Origin of the sequence: Edaphobacter bradus (genome assembly GCF_025685645.1) — a bacterium.
GTDB classification, from domain to species: Bacteria; Acidobacteriota; Terriglobia; order Terriglobales; family Acidobacteriaceae; genus Edaphobacter; species Edaphobacter bradus.
On the sequence record NZ_JAGSYF010000003.1, the window covers coordinates 79241 to 96439 of the forward strand.

Annotated in this window: 10 protein-coding genes and 1 pseudogene; 6 read left to right on the forward strand and 5 right to left on the reverse strand. The window is 55.9% G+C overall.

The window, feature by feature from the left end; translation table 11 throughout:
• Window positions 1–155 precede the first annotated feature (155 nt).
• Window positions 156–941 (forward strand): DeoR/GlpR family DNA-binding transcription regulator, encoded by a 786-nt coding sequence (locus OHL16_RS12675; RefSeq protein ID WP_263367529.1) that lies wholly within the window; start codon window positions 156–158, stop codon window positions 939–941.
• A gap of 209 nt (window positions 942–1150) precedes the next feature.
• Here OHL16_RS12675 and OHL16_RS12680 read toward each other — a convergent pair whose 3' ends face one another.
• Both OHL16_RS12680 and OHL16_RS12685 read right to left on the reverse strand, forming a co-directional pair.
• Window positions 1151–1321 carry a hypothetical protein gene (locus OHL16_RS12680; protein ID WP_263367971.1) on the reverse strand — a complete coding sequence of 57 codons (171 nt, stop codon included), beginning with the start codon at window positions 1319–1321 and terminating at the stop codon, window positions 1151–1153.
• Between the two features lie 1208 nt (window positions 1322–2529).
• The gene (locus OHL16_RS12685; protein ID WP_263367530.1) at window positions 2530–3108 is read right to left on the reverse strand and encodes an alpha/beta hydrolase family protein; all 579 of its coding nucleotides are present in this window, start codon (window positions 3106–3108) and stop codon (window positions 2530–2532) included.
• A gap of 559 nt (window positions 3109–3667) precedes the next feature.
• On the opposite strand from OHL16_RS12685, the gene OHL16_RS12690 reads away from it, so the two are divergent.
• The 4 genes from OHL16_RS12690 (at window position 3668) to OHL16_RS12705 (ending at window position 12093) form a co-directional block, all read left to right on the forward strand.
• Complete coding sequence (locus tag OHL16_RS12690; protein WP_263367531.1) at window positions 3668–5056, forward strand: hypothetical protein; 1389 nt, start codon at window positions 3668–3670, stop codon at window positions 5054–5056.
• 228 nt (window positions 5057–5284) lie between these two features.
• Window positions 5285–6685 (forward strand): hypothetical protein, encoded by a 1401-nt coding sequence (locus OHL16_RS12695; RefSeq protein WP_263367532.1) that lies wholly within the window; start codon window positions 5285–5287, stop codon window positions 6683–6685.
• Window positions 6686–7049: 364 nt separating this feature from the next.
• Window positions 7050–10382 carry a carboxypeptidase regulatory-like domain-containing protein gene (locus tag OHL16_RS12700; RefSeq protein WP_263367533.1) on the forward strand — a complete coding sequence of 1111 codons (3333 nt, stop codon included), beginning with the start codon at window positions 7050–7052 and terminating at the stop codon, window positions 10380–10382.
• 136 nt (window positions 10383–10518) lie between these two features.
• Window positions 10519–12093, forward strand: a complete 1575-nt coding sequence (locus tag OHL16_RS12705) for a hypothetical protein (RefSeq protein ID WP_263367534.1) — start codon at window positions 10519–10521, stop codon at window positions 12091–12093.
• Window positions 12094–12643: 550 nt separating this feature from the next.
• On the opposite strand, the pseudogene OHL16_RS20475 reads toward OHL16_RS12705, so the two are convergent.
• The 3 genes and pseudogenes from OHL16_RS20475 to OHL16_RS12720 form a co-directional block, all read right to left on the reverse strand.
• A pseudogene (locus tag OHL16_RS20475) lies at window positions 12644–12974 on the reverse strand (IS110 family transposase); the annotation flags it as partial.
• A gap of 108 nt (window positions 12975–13082) precedes the next feature.
• Window positions 13083–14045, reverse strand: a complete 963-nt coding sequence (locus OHL16_RS12715; RefSeq protein WP_263367536.1) for an AEC family transporter — start codon at window positions 14043–14045, stop codon at window positions 13083–13085.
• A gap of 24 nt (window positions 14046–14069) precedes the next feature.
• A complete protein-coding gene (locus tag OHL16_RS12720) occupies window positions 14070–15173 on the reverse strand; it encodes a carbohydrate porin (protein ID WP_263367537.1) in 1104 nt (367 codons plus the stop codon).
• Between the two features lie 548 nt (window positions 15174–15721).
• Here OHL16_RS12720 and fumC point away from each other — a divergent pair.
• A complete protein-coding gene (gene fumC / locus OHL16_RS12725; RefSeq protein WP_263367538.1) occupies window positions 15722–17134 on the forward strand; it encodes a class II fumarate hydratase in 1413 nt (470 codons plus the stop codon).
• Window positions 17135–17199 lie beyond the last annotated feature (65 nt).

Here is a 17199-nt window from a genome sequence, read left to right on the forward strand (position 1 = left end):
ACGTGGCAAAGAATAGAAAGCCGGACAGAGAAATGTCAAGGAAGTAATCACAATTATGAAAAATATATGTACATATGCTCACTTTATTGGTTAAATGTCGCGTGTATCCTGATTCTGGCCCCCCCAGACGTTGGCTGTAGGAGGAAGGACCTCAAGTGGCTCCAAAGACCCTCGATCGCGCAAAACAGATCCTTCATCTGCTCCTGCAAAAGGGCACTAGCAGCATCGAAGACCTCGCCGCCACCGTCGATGCCTCACCGGCCAGCGTCCGCCGCGACCTCGTCAAGCTCGAGCAGCGGGGCCTAGTGCATCGCACCCACGGCGCCGTGGAGCTTGCAGGCAAGCTCACTTACGAGCCGTTCCGCTTCGATGCGGCCTTCCCTCTCCGCGAAGAACGGTTCGCCGATGAGAAGCGACGCATCGCGATAGCCGCCGCGGAGATGGTCGCGGAAGGCGATACGATTGCGCTCTCCCCCGGCACCACCACCACCCAGGTCGCTCGCAGCCTCCGCCACCGCGAGGGCATCCACATCGTCACCAGCGCGGTCAACATCGGCATGGAACTCTCCAGCCAGCCCAACGCCAAAGTCACTCTTACCGGAGGCTCTATCCGCTGGCCCGGCTCCTTCTCCATGGTCGGCGCCACTGCCTTCAACTCGATCCAGAAGCTCTACTTCGACAAGGTCTTCATGGGCGCAACCGGCGTCCACCCTGAATTCGGTCTCACCGTGATTGAGTCTGACGAAGCCCTCATCCTCGGCGAGATGGTCAAACACGCGAAGCAGGTCGTCGCCGTCGTGGACGCCAGCAAGTTGGGGATGGTCAGCGCCAACAAGGTCTGCGAGCCGGCGCAGATTCACACGATCATCACCGACGACAGCATCGATCCGGAAGTTGCTGAACTTTTTCGGCGCCAGCACATCCATGTGCTCGCCGTCTAACCCGATCCGTCCCTTGGTCCCGCTGCTGCTTTCCACGCTTTGAAACAGAACTTGGCGTCTTAATTCCTATCTGGTGCTAATCGCAACCGACGGCAGTTACTTTCATTTCAAAAATCCTTACCGGCTACTGGCCACCGGAAGATGACGAAATTTCGGAACACCAGAAACCTTCGGCGGTCTTGCACTGTAGGCCTGATTGAACATTCTCCTCAAGATTCCAAGCTCACGATCCACCACGCGGTGGCGGCATCACAACTGGTCGTATCGTTTACATCAACCAACTGAAACGGAGTCGCAAGGAGCAAACGCTCGTCCGTTTTGCAAAGTTTCGCGATTATCTCCATGTACCAGGTATGTCGTTTACCCTTCCCCTGCCGTATGCTCGCAGAGGCGCTAAGGCATCACTACGAGGCTTCTACGCCGCGAGATGCGACTCCAACCCTGTTACCCCTCCATCTCAGACCGGCTGGCAAGCAGATCGGCGCTCCCTGGCTTGGCTGGCATACTCTCAGACGGACCCACGCAACTCTGCTCTCGCAGGCAGGAGCCTCCCCCCAAGGACGCTCAGGCGCAGCTAGGGCACGCACACATGTCCAAAACGATGGACATTTACACCCAACCGACTCCGACCCATCAACGCGCAGCCGTCGAGAGAATGTCTCAATTGGCGACGATTGGTGACGAGTTGGCCGCATCCCAGAGGGAACCGCGGTTTGGTTCTCTTTGCATGAATGATTTGAATGGTAGGCACGAGCGGATTGAACCCACAGATGGACCCACGCTGGACGCGAACATAAACGCGGCATGAACGGCACCCAGCGAGTCCCCGCCTACTGTGCGGTTCTTCATGTCGTGAAGAAAAATAGAAAGACTGCATCCGCGTTGGAGCAGTACGTTTCGTAACGATGTCCAGCTTATCTAAGAGAAGCGATTCGAGCAGCGAGTCTTGATATCGATTGCGGCGGATCACTCAGAAAAAGGGATTTGCGCCAACTATTTTCCTGCTGCAACACCGGATTACTGGGTCAAGGTACAGACGAGAAAGTGAGCCAGCTCGGGCTTGCTAACTCGATGGAATCAAATTTGTTCCAGACGCAGATTAAAAACACCAAATGACGCCGATCAAATACGGGAAGGAAACGTGCAAGAGATAACAGGCGAGTGAGAGCCCGCACGGTCAACACCCGACAGCATCGCTCAAGCAACAACAGAAGCGGTCGATAGTAACAGTACGGTCGTGTGGGTTCTCCGGCGACTGCCAAGAAATCGAGCGGTCAACGCGGACACAGCTCACGATTGTTGCGGGTAATTTGCGGTCCTCTATATATGGGGCCAGAGCATGAGGGGATTGAATAGATGAGATGGGATAAGTACAGCTGGTGCCAAGGAGCTCCTAATCGATCGCGGTCTATAGTTGTTTCGCTCGGCCTTCGACGGCAGCACGGCTGACATCCTGCGACTGTATTTGAAAGGTTCTCGTTTGGCCATTCGGATAGCGGGTGCGATTTAGGCCGTCAGCTTTTCAAATGACCTAAACGCCTCCACTACCATCTTCGGCACCTCATCACGATTCCGCTTCGTCATCAGTTCATGCCCCCGTACCGGTGATCGGAAGCAGTTCAGTTTGTGCTGGGATGAGCTCCATCGCCGCTTCGATAGAGCCGAACCCATCCCGTGTGCCGTGAACAAACAGCGCAGGGGTCTGTAAGCTCGTAAAGTGCCCTGTCCGCAATTCACTAGGTCGTTGTGGTGGGTGGAGCGGGTACGAGAGCAGTAGAAGCCGATCAACGAGGCCGGGTTCAGACGCAGCAAGCATCGATGCCTGTCTCCCTCCGTACGAATGACCACCCAGGAAGACACGACCCGAAGTCTTTCGTCGCATAGCCACAATTGCCGCTCGAAGTCCAAGTTGGTCACGTTCTACACTACCGCGTGGCGGTGGGCCGTGCGGTCGCAACTGACGGAAGGGGAGATCACAACGAAGGACGGTCAACCCCGAGGCGCAGAACGCATCGGCAAGTGTCGCAAGAAGTGGAGAGTCGCAGTTCGCCCCCGCGCCGTGCGTCAAGACGAGACAATCCTTGCCCGAACCGATAGAGGGATGCAAAAACCCACGAACGGGTATTTCATTCGGTGGGGCATCTAAGAATTCTCGACAAGTGTTCATATTCACTGCCACACATTATGCCCTGGTTTTGATTCAATGCGGGTTGCGATGTCATTGCGGAGGACAGATGCTCAATCGGAGGTTACATGCCATTCCCGCTCGAACTTGGCGGAGGCTCGCAGAGTCTTATTGTGGAGTGCCGAGATAACCATTCCAGCCACGGGCTCTCGTATCTTTACGCCTGCCGTGAGAAGGGCTTCGAATGCAGCCCGGTAGTGCCGGTGTCCACTGCATCGCGGAAGCCTGCACCAGCAGAAAGTCGCGACATCCTCATATCCACACATGCACGTCCAGAGAAAGCCCGTCTGGAACTAGCGTTTATAGCAGTCGGTATCAGTGTCCCATCGCCACGGAAGAAGGTCTTAATGAGGTCGATTGGTATTGTTTCAAGAATAGCAGTGCCAATGAACGGACCCTCCAGTACAACCGCGATGCTACATTTAGACCGCAGCGTTTGTTCTGACAGGGCACAGATAAAGTGGCGAAACTCATAAGATTACTGTTAGCAGCGACACTGTTTGCCGATGCTATGGCAGGAGCACAGCAGGCATCTCACCCAATGCAGCTCGAATTTCATTCATCCAGCTCTTCGCTTGATGCGATGTTTCGATGGGCCCGCGGCCAGGCACTTGCTTATGTGGCTCCATCGTCGAGCTCCATCGGTCCGTGGTACGAGGCTGCTCTGCCTGGCCGCAATGCCTTCTGCATACGGGATGTCTCACACCAGACAGAGGGCGCAGTTGTGCTTGGGCTCTCTGCGGCAAACCACAATATGCTCGAGCGCTTCGCGACGTCCATTGACGAAAGGCGGGATTGGGCGGGCTATTGGGAGATCGACGGCGAAGGGCGCCCTTCCTCTGCGGACTACTCCTCGGATGACGACTTCTGGTTCAATCTGCCGGCAAACTTCGATGTGCTGGACGCTATTGTTCGTATGTGGCGTTGGACTGGCGATGATACGTATCGCGACGATCCCCGATTTCTCGAGTTCTTTCGTAGGACGGTCACTGACTATATCACCCGCTGGCAGCTTCAGCCTGAGACGATCCTTCATCGTCCACGCATCGCCAACCAGCGCCTGGAGAACGGGCGATTCGTCCATTCGCGCGGCATACCAAGCTATTCGGAAGGTCCGAAGGACTTTATATTCGGTGCCGATCTTCTGGCGGCCGAGTACCGCGCTCTTCGTTCATTTCAGGAGATTGCAGTTACACCCCAGGACAAAGCTCTCGCAGCTTCCGCACAGTCGGTGGCGAACAAGGTACAGCAGTTGCTTGAGCGCGTCGCGTGGTCGCAAAGCCAACAGCATTATCTTGGAGTCATTCGACAGGATGAGAGCGGCTTTGAGTCCGGAGACGTCATGACACTGTATTTTGGAGCGGCAAAAGATCCTGATCACCTGCGTGGCGCGCTTGACTATATCTCTTCACCGAAGTATTGGCAGAAGATCAATATCGAAGAGGAAAGTTATGCCCCGCTCTTGCTCTTCCGCTATGGGCGGACCGAGCTTGCCTACCGGATCCTGACCGATCTCAGCAGACCGGGAAAACCTCGCCGCGAATACCCCGAGGTCTCTTACGCAGTCATCGCGGCTGTTGTTGGAGGGACGATGGGGGTTGCGCCGTCGCGATCTGGCGAACCCTTCGACGTTCAAACGTTGGCTCAGCTTCCCAGTGCTGGTGACGATGCATCGCTCCAGTCGCTTCCTTTTCGCAGCAACCTGCTTGACATCAAACACACTGGATCCTTGAGCAGCAGTCTCAGCAACCGTTCAGGACCGGCATTACGCTGGCAAGCTGTGTTCCAGGGAACGGTGCGCCGGCTCAAGGTGGATGGAAAGGCAGTACTTGCCAGGCATGATGCCTTGCCGGGCGGAATGGCGGTGAGCTCGGTTACGGCCACTGTATCCCCTGGCACTACTGTCATCGTCAGCAGGTTGGAGAAGTAGAATAGATGCACCGGCACGCTAGCGCGAGCCGCTATTGACGTCGTCTCAGGACCCGGCTGTCCACTTGTTCGGTGACTCTTCAGACTGCTATGATGGCCCCTCAGCGAAAGACAGGCCATCTTGGAACATACTGATTCTTCAATGAGTATCCAAGGAAGCGCTCCCGGTGTCGGGCAGTGTGAGGACCAGGTGCGCCGGGTGCTCCGGTCTACCACTTTCCGTAATGCCATGACTCTGCAGCAGCTCTTAAGTTTTCTTGCCTCTCGTTCGATCGCAGGAGCCGCGGAAAACCTCAAGGAATACACAATTGGAGTGGAAGCGCTTGGCCGTAAAAGCGATTTCGATCCCAAGATCGATCCGATCGTCAGGGTGCAAAGCCATCGCTTGCGAGTCAAGCTTAAGGAGTACTACGAGGTCGAAGGGAAGCATGATCCCATCCTGATCCAGATCCCCAAAGGGCATTACCTCCCTACCTTCGAGGTGGTTTCATCAGTTCAAGCGCGCACGGAGTCAATAGGCTCGGAGATTGTCGCATCCGATCCTCTGCTGGCAGACGGAGATGGGGGCCGTCACCATCAGACCGCGAGTCCTCGTTCTGTTGAGAGGAATCAAGGCGTGGCGAAACGGTGGACCCGGCCGCAGGCGATATTCCTTGTAGCCATGTTGGCGGTATTTTCGGTCGCCGGATACTGGTTGGGACGCTTGCGGTCCAACAGCCCTTCGGAATCAGCTTTCACCGCCGTCTCCGCTTCGACTTCGCATGATCGGAAACCTCACGATTCAGCCGAGTTGTTCTGGTGGAAGTTTCTCGATAACGATATGTCGCCGGTAATTGGATACCCCGATGCGGTGTTCCTGCTTGATGACTCAAACGACCTCTTCCGCTTCCGGCATGGGGCCAGCGATAACCGGGGCGCAGTCGTCGATCCACATCTCGCGCGCCAGTTTGCCTCGAATTCCAAACTCGTTGGCTTGGCTGGCCCTCTTTATTACGAGAATGGCTACACCGGAACAGGAGAGCTGGAATCGATCGCGATGTTATCGGGACTTCTGAACCGCATCGGCGCTAAGCCAATTATCAAAGCGTCGCGCGATATTACGCCAGATGACCTGGACCGGCATAATGTGATCCTTCTGGGATCTCCCTTTCAAAACGTTGCCGTAGCCCAGCTGCTGACGGCCGGAGATTTCTCCTTCAGGAATCCTGATGAGCGACACGAACAGTGGAGAGCTCAGATTATCGATACCCATCCAGCAGATGGAGATAAGGCCGTCTATACCACGGAGCGAGATGCCTCCACACGCATGCTGACGACCGACTATAGTCTCATCACGCTCACCTCCGGAGTAACTCAGGGGCGGCGCATCGCGTTTCTTGGGGGTCTGGACACCAAGGGAACCCAGGGAGCGACGATGTTTGCCACTTCATCGTCCGGCGTGGAGCAGATTGAGAAGGCGCTGGCACCTGCCTCAAGCAATCGCGAAAATCCCACCGCCTTTCAGGCGCTGGTACGCGTGAGACTGGCTAAGGGGTATCAGGTATTAGGTTCAGATCTGGTCGCTGTACGACCTCTCGTGCCAGCAGACGCATCGCTAGTCAAAGACAAACCTACGTTATCAAGGCACTGAGTTCTCTCAATGTCGAAATCAGGAAGCTTGCCCTGATCCGTTGTTTTTGGACTCATCTAGCTCTTGCCATTCCCTTGCTGAACCTGTTTCAGGAGTTGTTGCTGCAAAATTCTGCCAGAATACTCTAAAACATCATGTAACAACGCTTGTAACGTAGCTGAAACACGCCTTCAATCGAGTGCGAAACATATACGTGTCAGTTATTTGTATCCCTTGCGTAACTAGTCATCCGTCGATTCTCTTCAGTAGGGTTGCGAACGCTGAACAAACCCAGAAGGGCCCCCTTCTATCGATATCCGGTAAATACGTGGTGTCGCATAGGGGCGGGACAAACAGGAAAGAAATTACTGGAGGAGGCTGATTGATGCGCAACCCATATCAAGGCACTAGAACCACTACCCCCGAGTGGTCGACCACATTGATGCAGGCAACAAAGGCTGTCCTTTTGATCTGTCTACTCGTTGCGATCCCCGTTGCTTTGGCCCAAGGTGTCAGCGGACGCATTGTCGGTACAGTTGTGGACCCAACAGGTGCCGTTCTCGCCAATGCCACCATAGCCATCTCCAACCAGGACACAGGCGCCATCACCAAAGTGACGACCAACGGCAGCGGCCAGTACAGGGCCGATACCCTCCGTCCAGGCAACTACCAGATTAAGATTGAGGCCCCCGGTCTGCAGACGATCGTCTCCAACGGCAATGTGGTCACGGTCGACAATGCAACGGTCGTTGATATCACCATGAAGGTCGGCTCCACCAGCGACACCGTGGTGGTCTCATCAGCGAGTCCGCTCATTGATACTACGAGCTCCTCGCTGGGTGAAGTTCTCAATGCCAACGACATCACAAGCCTTCCGCTAAACGGGCGTGTCTTCTCACAACTGGTTCAAACCGTTCCTGGGTCGGTCGCCGCAGGATTTGGCAGCGCGCCAGAGGCGGCTGCCGGAGCCGGCAGTTCAGGTTCGATCACTGCCAGCGTCAACGGAATGCCATGGGGAGGAACCACCTACACGTTGGACGGCGTGAACAATATGGAGCTGCTGAACGCCTTTATCAATGTCACTCCGCCGCTCGATGCCATCCAGGAGCTGAAGATCTCAACCAACAACGCCGACATCACCGTAGGGACCTATGGAGGAGCGCAGGTAAACGCCTTTCTTAAATCTGGCACCAACGCATTCCACGGCTCGGCGTATGAGTTCTTCCGCGACGATGCCTTAAACGCATATAAGTGGAGAGCCAAATCGAAGGCGCCCTATCGAGCCAATCAGTTCGGCGGCTCGATCGGCGGGCCGATCATTCACAACAAGGCATTCTTCTTTGCGGACTATCAGGGACTGCTGCTGCGTAACGGGATCAGCTACATTCTGACGGTTCCCACTGACCTGATGAAGCAGGGGACCTTCCTCAAGAGCCAGTTCCCAGCCGCCATCTATGATCCCACGACCGGGGCGCCCTTCCCCACAGTCACCACGCCCCAAGGTGATGCCTGGCAGATACCGCGGGCACGGTTCGATAAGGTCTCCGCCAACATGGTCAATGGCAATACCATCTGGCCGACGGCGACCAACCAGAACGCAATCAGCAACAATTTCAACGCCAACACCGTTGAACCAGACAACAATCACCAGTTCGACGTGAAGGGCGATTACCAGTTCGGCCCAAGCGATCGTATCTTCGTGCGCGAATCCTACCAGCGCCGCGACCTCACAGCGCCTTCACCCGGAACACGTTTCATCCAGATCGGCGACGTGAATGCAACCACGCGCGATCACAATGCTGCCATCGGCTACAGCCACATCTTCTCGACCAGCATGGTCAACGAGCTGCGCCTCGGCTTCAACCGTTTCTATACCCTCGACTTCGGCAATGACTACGGAACCAACCAGAACACCGCAGTCGGTATCCCGAACGGCAACGATGCCGCCTTTGGGGCCACGGGATTCGGCAACTTCTCCATCGGCAACATCGTCCAGACCGGCTCGCAGGGATGGACCAACTCGCACCGCATCAGCAACTCCTACCAGTTGACCGACAACCTCACCAAAGCGTGGGGTTCGCATACCTTTACCTTTGGTGAAGACTTTCGCCGGTTGCAGGCTTCGCTGACTAACTCCGATGCCAACAAGAACGGCGATTTCAGCTATATCTCCGACTACACCAGCAGCTGCACCATGCAGCCCAACTGTTCCAATCCCACAGGAGGCAATCAGTTCGCAAGCTTCCTGCTTGGAATGCCGTCAAGCACCGATCGCGGATATGTTGCCACAAAGCCGGCGACACGTGCGACCCTGCTCGGTGTCTATGCGCAGGATCAGTACCGTATCCGAAGAAATCTGACATTGATCCTGGCGCTTCGCTGGGACTTGATTACTGCTGCGATCGACAAGAACAACAAACAGTCCAACTTCAACCTGGTTACGGGCATGCTTGAATTCGCGACCGATGGAAACCGTGCGCCGAACGTCGACAACTACTATGGGGGCTACTCTCCTCGTGTCGGTTTCGCGTATACACCAGCAGGCAACAACACAACCGTCAGCGGCGCATTTGGTGTCACGCACTTTCCGGGAAACTTCGGCGCCATGGGTGGATTCCTCGAGCGTAACTTTCCGTTCTTCGAGGTCTTTAACTCTCCCGCGCAGCAGCGGAACGTTCCACTTCCGTCTATCAGCGTAACCGGCCTTCCTCAATATGTACCGACGCCAATCACCGCGCCTGTCCAACCGCCACCCGGCGTTGGAGTCTCTCTGATGGCGAGAAACTTCCAGCCTGACTTGGCCTATGCATGGAACCTCGGGGTGCAGCAGAGGCTCACTAACTCCGCCTCGTTCAGCATCACGTATGTCGGAACCCGCGGCGTTCACCTGTTCCGCCGGTACAACATCAACACGCCTCCGCCAGGAAACACGCCCTTCAACTCCCGGCTTCCTTACAAGTATTTCAACAGCCAGGGTCAGCAGTATGCGACCAACATCGGATATGCAACAGCCGACGGCTCCTCCATGTATCACGGCCTCCAGACCGAGTTCAAGATGAGCCTGATGCATGGCCTGACTGGCCGGGTGAACTATACATGGTCGAAGGAGATCGACGATATGAGCGTGTGGTGGCCTCTTAATGACCGCTACAACCGGGGCGAAGGCACCAATCAGGCCCCAAACATCCCCCAGAACTTCATCGCCAGTCTTGTCTACAAGCTTCCCTTCGGTCGCGGTGAGCGCTGGATGGCGGGAGCATCGCGGCCTGCGCAAATTCTGGTAGGGGGATGGCAGCTGAGCACCTTCACCAGGCTGCAATCAGGCTCGCCGCTGACGTTCAACGCCGCATTCGACAACCTGGGAAGCGGCGTAACCAACCGCGCCAACGTGACCTGCTCCTCGGTAAGGACTATCGGCTCCGTGTCGAAGTGGTTCGATACAAGCTGCTTCGTAACGCCCGGGCCGCTTCTGCTGGGCAACTCAGGATCGGGAAAGGTGCATGGTCCGCGCTTCTACAACGCAGATCTATCGCTATCGAAGACCGAGACGATTCATGAACAAGTGAAGATCACCGTCCAGGCCGACGCCTTCAACGTGTCCAACACTCCGCACTACTCCAATCCGGATACCAACCTCTCGCACTCCAACTTCGGACAGATCAGCGGAGCCAACGGCATCCCCAGGCAGTTCCAGTTGGGGGCCCATCTCACCTTCTAACTCCCGACAGCAGCAGGCGCAGCGCATCGCGACGAACGGATGGGCAGAAGCGCTTGCTGCTCCTTACTCTTCATCCCCTTAACACGTCGCCTCGCGGTGCCGAATCGACGTGCCCCTACGGAAAGGAACTTACAGGATGCTGGACAGAAGGAACTTTCTGACAGGAGCCGCAGCCACTGTGTTGACGGTCCGCAAAGCGCTCGGCGCACCTCAGCGCAAGTCAGAGCGGAAAGACAACTTGATACCGTCGCAGCCAGGAAAGGCTCCGAACTACTGGTGCACGTGGGCTGCGCAGAACTATATGTACGGTCACCGTCTGCCGCACCTGGACCCTTCTATCCTCGAAGGAGACTCGGGAGGCGCGCTGGCACGCGAAGCAATCGGCGAACAACAACTATTCGGCATCAATGGCTGGGCGAAATCGTTCTACCCGCAGGTCCGAAGCGACGCTTATTTGCTGCTCGATGACGGATGGGAGACTGGTGGGACCGCTACCTTCGAACTGGACCCGAAGAAATTTCCATCCTTCTCTGGTGCACCCGTGGAGCGGATGGCTGCCTTAAACCGCAAGGCTCGCCAGGAGCAATGGCGCGGCATCGCTTTGTGGTGCCGTAACCCTCCGGGCGGAGAGGCAGACAGGCGCCTCGAAGACTGGAGCGCAAAGGCAGATATCGGCTACTGGAAGATCGACATTGGCGATCCATCCTTTCGTCTGACTGCACTGCGTGACCAGACGCGCCTTCCACTCACGTTGGAGCACGTACATGGCGAGCTGCCTGTTAATGGAGATTGGCGCAACGATGGCAGATTCGGCTCGCAGCCCTGGGGTTCGCGTCGTCTGGATATTCTCGCTCACACCGATGTCTACCGCACCTATGACGTCACTTCGATCCTCTCACTGCCCACAACTCTTGATCGGGTCGCAGAGATGCTGAAAGGGGCAGAGGGTCACCCTGAGGTATCCAGCCTGCTCAACGTTGAAGATGAAGTGTATGTCGCTGCCGTTCTTGGCTGCACGATGGGTATCCTTCGTCATCCGCTCGAGGGCCTGCGTCCCGGACCGGACGCGGATCTCTTCTTTAATGGTCCGCGGCGTGCAAAGCGGCGTATGGACGAGGTTGTCCGCGCCTTGAGATGGCAGCGGCTGGCGCAACCTTTCTCGCCCGGGTCGGGAACAGTCAAGACCAGCCAGGATATTCTGACCGACAGCTGGCGCTTCGAGCGTGGCCAGACATGGCAGAATGACCTCGTCGACGCAACCGTCCGGCAGGGCGCACCCGCGTGTATTACACGGAATCTTGATCTTCCTTCCGTGCAGAGCGCAGGAGAGAAACCCTTCGTCTTTGCAGCACGTTTCCCTAATGGGGCGGTAGCGATCGGAGCTCAACAGCGTACTAAACCATCCCGAGCTTGGTATATGCCTGAAGCACATATCACGCTACACGTGGGCAATGCACCAGGACCATTCGGCATCTTCGGAGATATCTCAAGCCTTACCCTCGTCTTCGACAGGCCGCTGGGCAAGCAGCGTGTTCAGATGCAGGACCTCGCGGGAGATCGGGCCGAGGACATTACAACCCAGATTAGCCAGGGCGAAAGAAGGTTGCAGCTCTCACGGTCTCTGATACGAAAATTTGGGCTTTCCGCCGCGACGCCGGGAGACCTGTCGAGCCCCGGTTTGGTTCTTGTGCTCGAAGATGGCGCTACTTGATAATGGTCTGCTGGAAATCAGAGTTGAGACCAATTTGTGAACGCCCAAGGCCACGCTCTCGGGGATACGGAGTGAGGAGTAGCCTCGCTTCTTCCTCAACTTCGGACGATCGATCTTCAGAACGCCAGGCTCTACCGCGAATATTCTTCTAACGAGCTTCACGCTTATTCCCCAAAGCTCAGCCAACTCCGTGGCTTTGTAATGTCTCTCCAGTGCCCTCACCGTGCGCCCCTCGAATCGCCCCTTTTAGCGAGGAGCGAATGAGGGCCAATACCCATCAGAGCGTCAAGACCCGGATTATCGGCTCAAGATTTCATCAAAATTGTCGTGAACACTCTCCGGGTTCCCACAAATGTCCCGAAGTGACCAGCTGTACTCGGAAAAATCAAGAATGACAACGACTACATCATGCATCCGTTGCCGCATCGCAGTGCGGAACTGTGTAGAAAGGGCCGGCCCTAGTGGACGATTTTAGAACTTTTCAATTGGCTGATCCCCCTTCGAGCTGTCGGGTTGCTCACGATCGCCTGTAGATCTAACTGGTCATCGGTCTTGATCGGGACGAAGCGCATGTTCTGCCGAGCTACTGCTTCCGCGATGGCTTCAGCATCTAGGAAGTCGTTCTTGTTGGACTTCACGAATGGCTTAACGAACTGCGCGGGGATCAGCCGCACGTCATGACCCTGTGCTCGAAGGGCTCGACCCAGGAAATGCGCCCCCGAACAAGCTTCCAACCCCATCAGAGAGCTGATTAGGTTGGCCGTATAAGTCAACAACTGCTTCTGCGAGAACTTCCGACGCACAAGAACCTGTCCAGCAGGCCAGTGCCACAAGGTGAAAGGTCGTCTTACCCAGGTCGATACAATAGATGCAATCTGCATATAGATGATCCTCCGATCAGAAGCTGCCACCACGATCCTCCGTCAACTGGAGAGGATCAAGCGGCGGACCATCTCATTAGCCGACTTTCTATACTCCGGGAAAGCTGTTCACACCGGCCAACGATGCGTAAGCCAGAGGACGATCGGGACTGTGATGGCTAAAGAAAGTGTTGACAGTAAGAGCATGGATGCCGTTTCAGATTCGGAGGACTTGTATCGCGCCGCAAAGAGCACGACCACGGTCGCTAGGGGAAAACTGCAGCAGAACAATGCCTCATGCGCGAATGGACTGTGTACGTGCAACAAATGCAGGAGAGCGAGCAAAACCAAATTCTGTACAGTGAGACGGCCGAGAGTGCCGAGCAATACCACACGCGAAATTTGAAGCGCATACGCTGCCAGTACCAGGCCTACGGCAAAGACAGCAACACCGGAAGTAGTCGACCCGATCAACTCGAAGCATCCGGCTATCATTCGCGGTAGCGGTAGTTTGAAAAGGACAATAGCGATTCCAAGAATGGGCCCCCACAGAAGCGGTGATTTCAGGCCCGAACTCAGGCCAGTCAGGACGGGGCTCGGCTGCGAAGAATCCTTCGTGACTCCTCGATGCTTAGCTGCATCCACTTCAAGCAGAACAACCGCCGCAGGCACTACGAGGTTGATGGACAGAGCTACGAGTCCCACGGCCCCGGCAGCAGTAGGACCTAGGATTGGCCCGAGAACGGCCAATCCAAAAACCGGAGTCGCGGATGTCGCCAACATGAGGGCATAAAGGATCGCGGGGGTCCCCTGCAGACTCTTCACACGCGGGAGAATTAACCAGGCAACGAAAAAGAGGCCAACATGAGCGAGAATCAGCGCCAGGACAAGAGGCCCCTGCTGCAAAAGCAAGTCCCTGGAGATATCCGTCATGCTGACGAACAGTGACGCGGGCAATGCATACGAAGTCGCAAGCTTGCTTAATCCCGCAGCCTGATCAGCATCGAATGCATTCCTCTTGCCCGCAAAATAGCCGAGTGCAAGGACAAAGAATACTGGAAGCAGGGCTCCTACAAGTCCACTAATGTTCACGCGGAATTCCTTTCAGAGCTCTTCCTAAAACTCCACTTTGGTTCTGAATCCGAAAATCACGGCGTGCTGACTCCTTCCGCCGACATTCGCGTAATACTGAACGACAGGCTGCAAAAGAAGCATAGGTCCGACGTCCAGAAGAGTGTTGAATTCGAGGCCGTGCTCAGGCTTCCAGGGTGGGGTACCGGGCGGAACGAACTGCTGACTTTGGCTATTCCGCACGTAACCGAGCGACATCGTATTGTGAATGCGCAGAGGTAACGGCTCGTTGAAGCGCAGTCCAGTGGTGAGCATTGTGTTGTTCTGATTGACATCTGGTGGGCTCCAGTCGTAGGAAAACGTCGCATCAAGGCCCTTCCCGCCCTTCGGATCAACACGCCAGATCGCCTGGCTCGCCATCCAGTACAAGAGGTAGTTCCCTGACCTGGTTTGGTTCGTTGCCGTCGTGAATTTTCCGGGATTGTAGGACGCACCGAACAGATACAGTCCCGAATAGCCCTTCCGACTCTCGACGTTATCGAAGGCGCGAATTGACGTTGCCTTCTTGCCTGGAGTGAATCCGATCTCCGAGATGCTTACAGGGACGCCATTAAATTGCGGAACGAACCCGGTTGGATTGTTGGCAAAGGGAGTGCGGTCTTCGGCCTCAACCATCGATTTCACATAAAGGTTATGAATGGGAACGACTCGTACTTCCAATGCCGGAGTCGAGGGCGGATCAAAGGACTCGAAATCAGTAAACAGATTGCCCAGGGCATACCCCATCGGTTCGAAGATGAACGACGAAGCGTAGTGCTGGGCTCCATAAAAATCCTGGCCCGCGAATTGACCGATTCGCCCTACAAGGCGTTGGTTGAGCCATCGTTTTTCGATCCACCATGAGTCCAAGCGGCAGGTATTCATGCTTGACATGCCGCTGGGACTGGTCAGCAGACCAAGATATTTTCCGAGGTTCCCCCCGCCCTGCCAGAGTCCAGTGATATGAAAGTACAACCCGGATTGTCCTGCCAGCGCACCAAAATCGATGTCAACCGTGCCTCGGAACCTGTTCCAGCTCGCAAACCGCTCCGGCTGCACACTCTTGAGATTCCAGAGAGAGTCGCTGATGTACTGAAAATCGAACCGCACACCGCGCTCGAGGAGCTCCGTCCTTTTTCCACCCCACTCTCCGAAAAGATGTCCGTGAGGACCCTGGCCCGTTTCATGGCTGTCCGGGCCACTGAGAGTCTCTTCCAGTCCACTCTGCGGACGAGCACTCACCGCGGAGACACAGAATGTGGCCCACACTCCAATAACCACGAGTTTTCTCGAAAGCCGTCGCATCGTTGGCATCGGAGACTCTCAAGACCGCTATGCGGGCCGCTGGTTTGAAGTATTCCGGCTTGTGGACGTATTCCGCGAATGAAGGCAACTATGTCAGCCGTTGGTGAGACGCGAGCGAGGCCCAGAAATCAAAGACTAGCTTTGCCAGGGATGCTGCCAACTGGATTTCGGTCTCCAGCACGCTAAATCGGAACGGGTAAGGTAGCCCTTGTTAGGGCTCAGAGTGTATCATAACCCGCCATACCTGACCCAGGTCCCCCCGCTTCTAATCCAGTCAAAAGCGAAGGAGGATTCCAGCGACTCGTCGATGCCATTCCTAATCACCATAATCCCGGTCAAGAAGGAGACATGAGATGACAGAATTTCGCAAAGAGACCGATAGTCTTGGCGAAGTAAATGTTCCCGCCGACAAACTCTGGGGCGCACAAACCCAGCGTTCGCTCGAACACTTCAGCATTGGGCAGGATTTAATTCCGCGCGAAATGATAACCGCCTACGCGATTCTCAAGAAAGGCGCGGCTAATGCAAACTTTGCCGGTAAACGTCTCGATCAGAAGCGTCACGATTTGATCGTTCAAGTCTGCGACGAAATCCTCGCCGGCCAGCATCATGACATGTTCCCGCTGCACGTGTGGATGACTGGCAGCGGCACGCAATTCAACATGAACGTCAACGAGGTGATCTCCAACCGTTGCTCCCAAATCGCGGGTACGCCGCTCGGAAGCCACGCACCGGTTCACCCCAACGATCACGTCAACATGTCCCAGTCGTCAAACGACTCCTTCCCGTCGGCCATGAATATCGCGGCTGCGCTCAATGTGAAGCAGCGGCTGATCCCGGCTGTTCAGCAACTGCATGATGCGATTGCCGCGAAGGTCAAGGACTGGGACGACATCGTCAAGATCGGCCGCACGCACATGCAAGATGCCACGCCGCTCACACTTGGGCAGGAGTGGTCCGGCTACGAGGGCGTGCTCGCGGACGATCTCGATCGGATGGAAGATGCGCTGAAGGGAGTCTATCGTCTCGCGCTCGGTGGTACGGCAGTAGGTACCGGCATCAATTCAGCGCCCGGCTTCGCCGAGGCTGCTGCAGCCGAGATCGCTAAACTCACAAGCCTGCCCTTCGTTACTGCGCCAAACAAATTCGCTGTGCAAGGCGCTCACGACGCGCTGGTACAGCTTTCTGGCACACTGCGCACCCTAGCCGTCTCACTCTACAAGATTGCCAACGACATCCGCCTCATGTCTTGTGGCCCACGAGCAGGTTTCGCGGAGCTGAATATTCCAGAGAACGAACCAGGCTCGTCGATTATGCCCGGCAAAGTGAACCCAACCCAGGCCGAGGCTCTTACGATGGTCGCCGTCCAGGTGATGGCGAACGACACAGCAGTGGGCTTTGGCGGTGCCGGCGGTTACCTCGAAATGAACGTTTACAAGCCCCTGATTATCTACAATGTGACCCACTCCATCACCATCATGACCGATTCATGCACGAACTTCCGGAAATTCCTGGTGGAAGGAACCACGCCCAATCTGAAGAGGATCAACCAGTATGTCGAAGAATCGCTCATGCTGGTCACGGCGCTTTCGCCGGTGATCGGCTATGACAAGGCTTCCAAGATTGCCCATTATGCGATGGACAACGATCTCACGCTCAAGGCCGCGGCGCTGAAGCTCGGCTTTGTCACTGAAGCTGAATTCGATCGCGTTGTTGATCCGAAGAAAATGGTCCGACCCTACGTAGCGTCGCCCGTTGCTGCATAGGGCACGGGAGCTACTAAAAGTCGAGAAGCCCGAGGGCTAGAGCCGGCTCAAATAGTTTCGGCCGG

Excerpts from the sequence above, each read along its gene's own strand:
- OHL16_RS12685 (WP_263367530.1), bottom strand. The coding sequence starts at position 3,108 with ATGAACACTTGTCGAGAATTCTTAGATGCCCCACCGAATGAAATACCC.
- OHL16_RS12690 (WP_263367531.1), top strand. The coding sequence starts at position 3,668 with ATGCAGCTCGAATTTCATTCATCCAGCTCTTCGCTTGATGCGATGTTT.
- OHL16_RS12695 (WP_263367532.1), top strand. The coding sequence starts at position 5,285 with ATGACTCTGCAGCAGCTCTTAAGTTTTCTTGCCTCTCGTTCGATCGCA.
- OHL16_RS12700 (WP_263367533.1), top strand. The coding sequence starts at position 7,050 with ATGCGCAACCCATATCAAGGCACTAGAACCACTACCCCCGAGTGGTCG.
- OHL16_RS12705 (WP_263367534.1), top strand. The coding sequence starts at position 10,519 with ATGCTGGACAGAAGGAACTTTCTGACAGGAGCCGCAGCCACTGTGTTG.
- fumC (WP_263367538.1), top strand. The coding sequence starts at position 15,722 with ATGACAGAATTTCGCAAAGAGACCGATAGTCTTGGCGAAGTAAATGTT.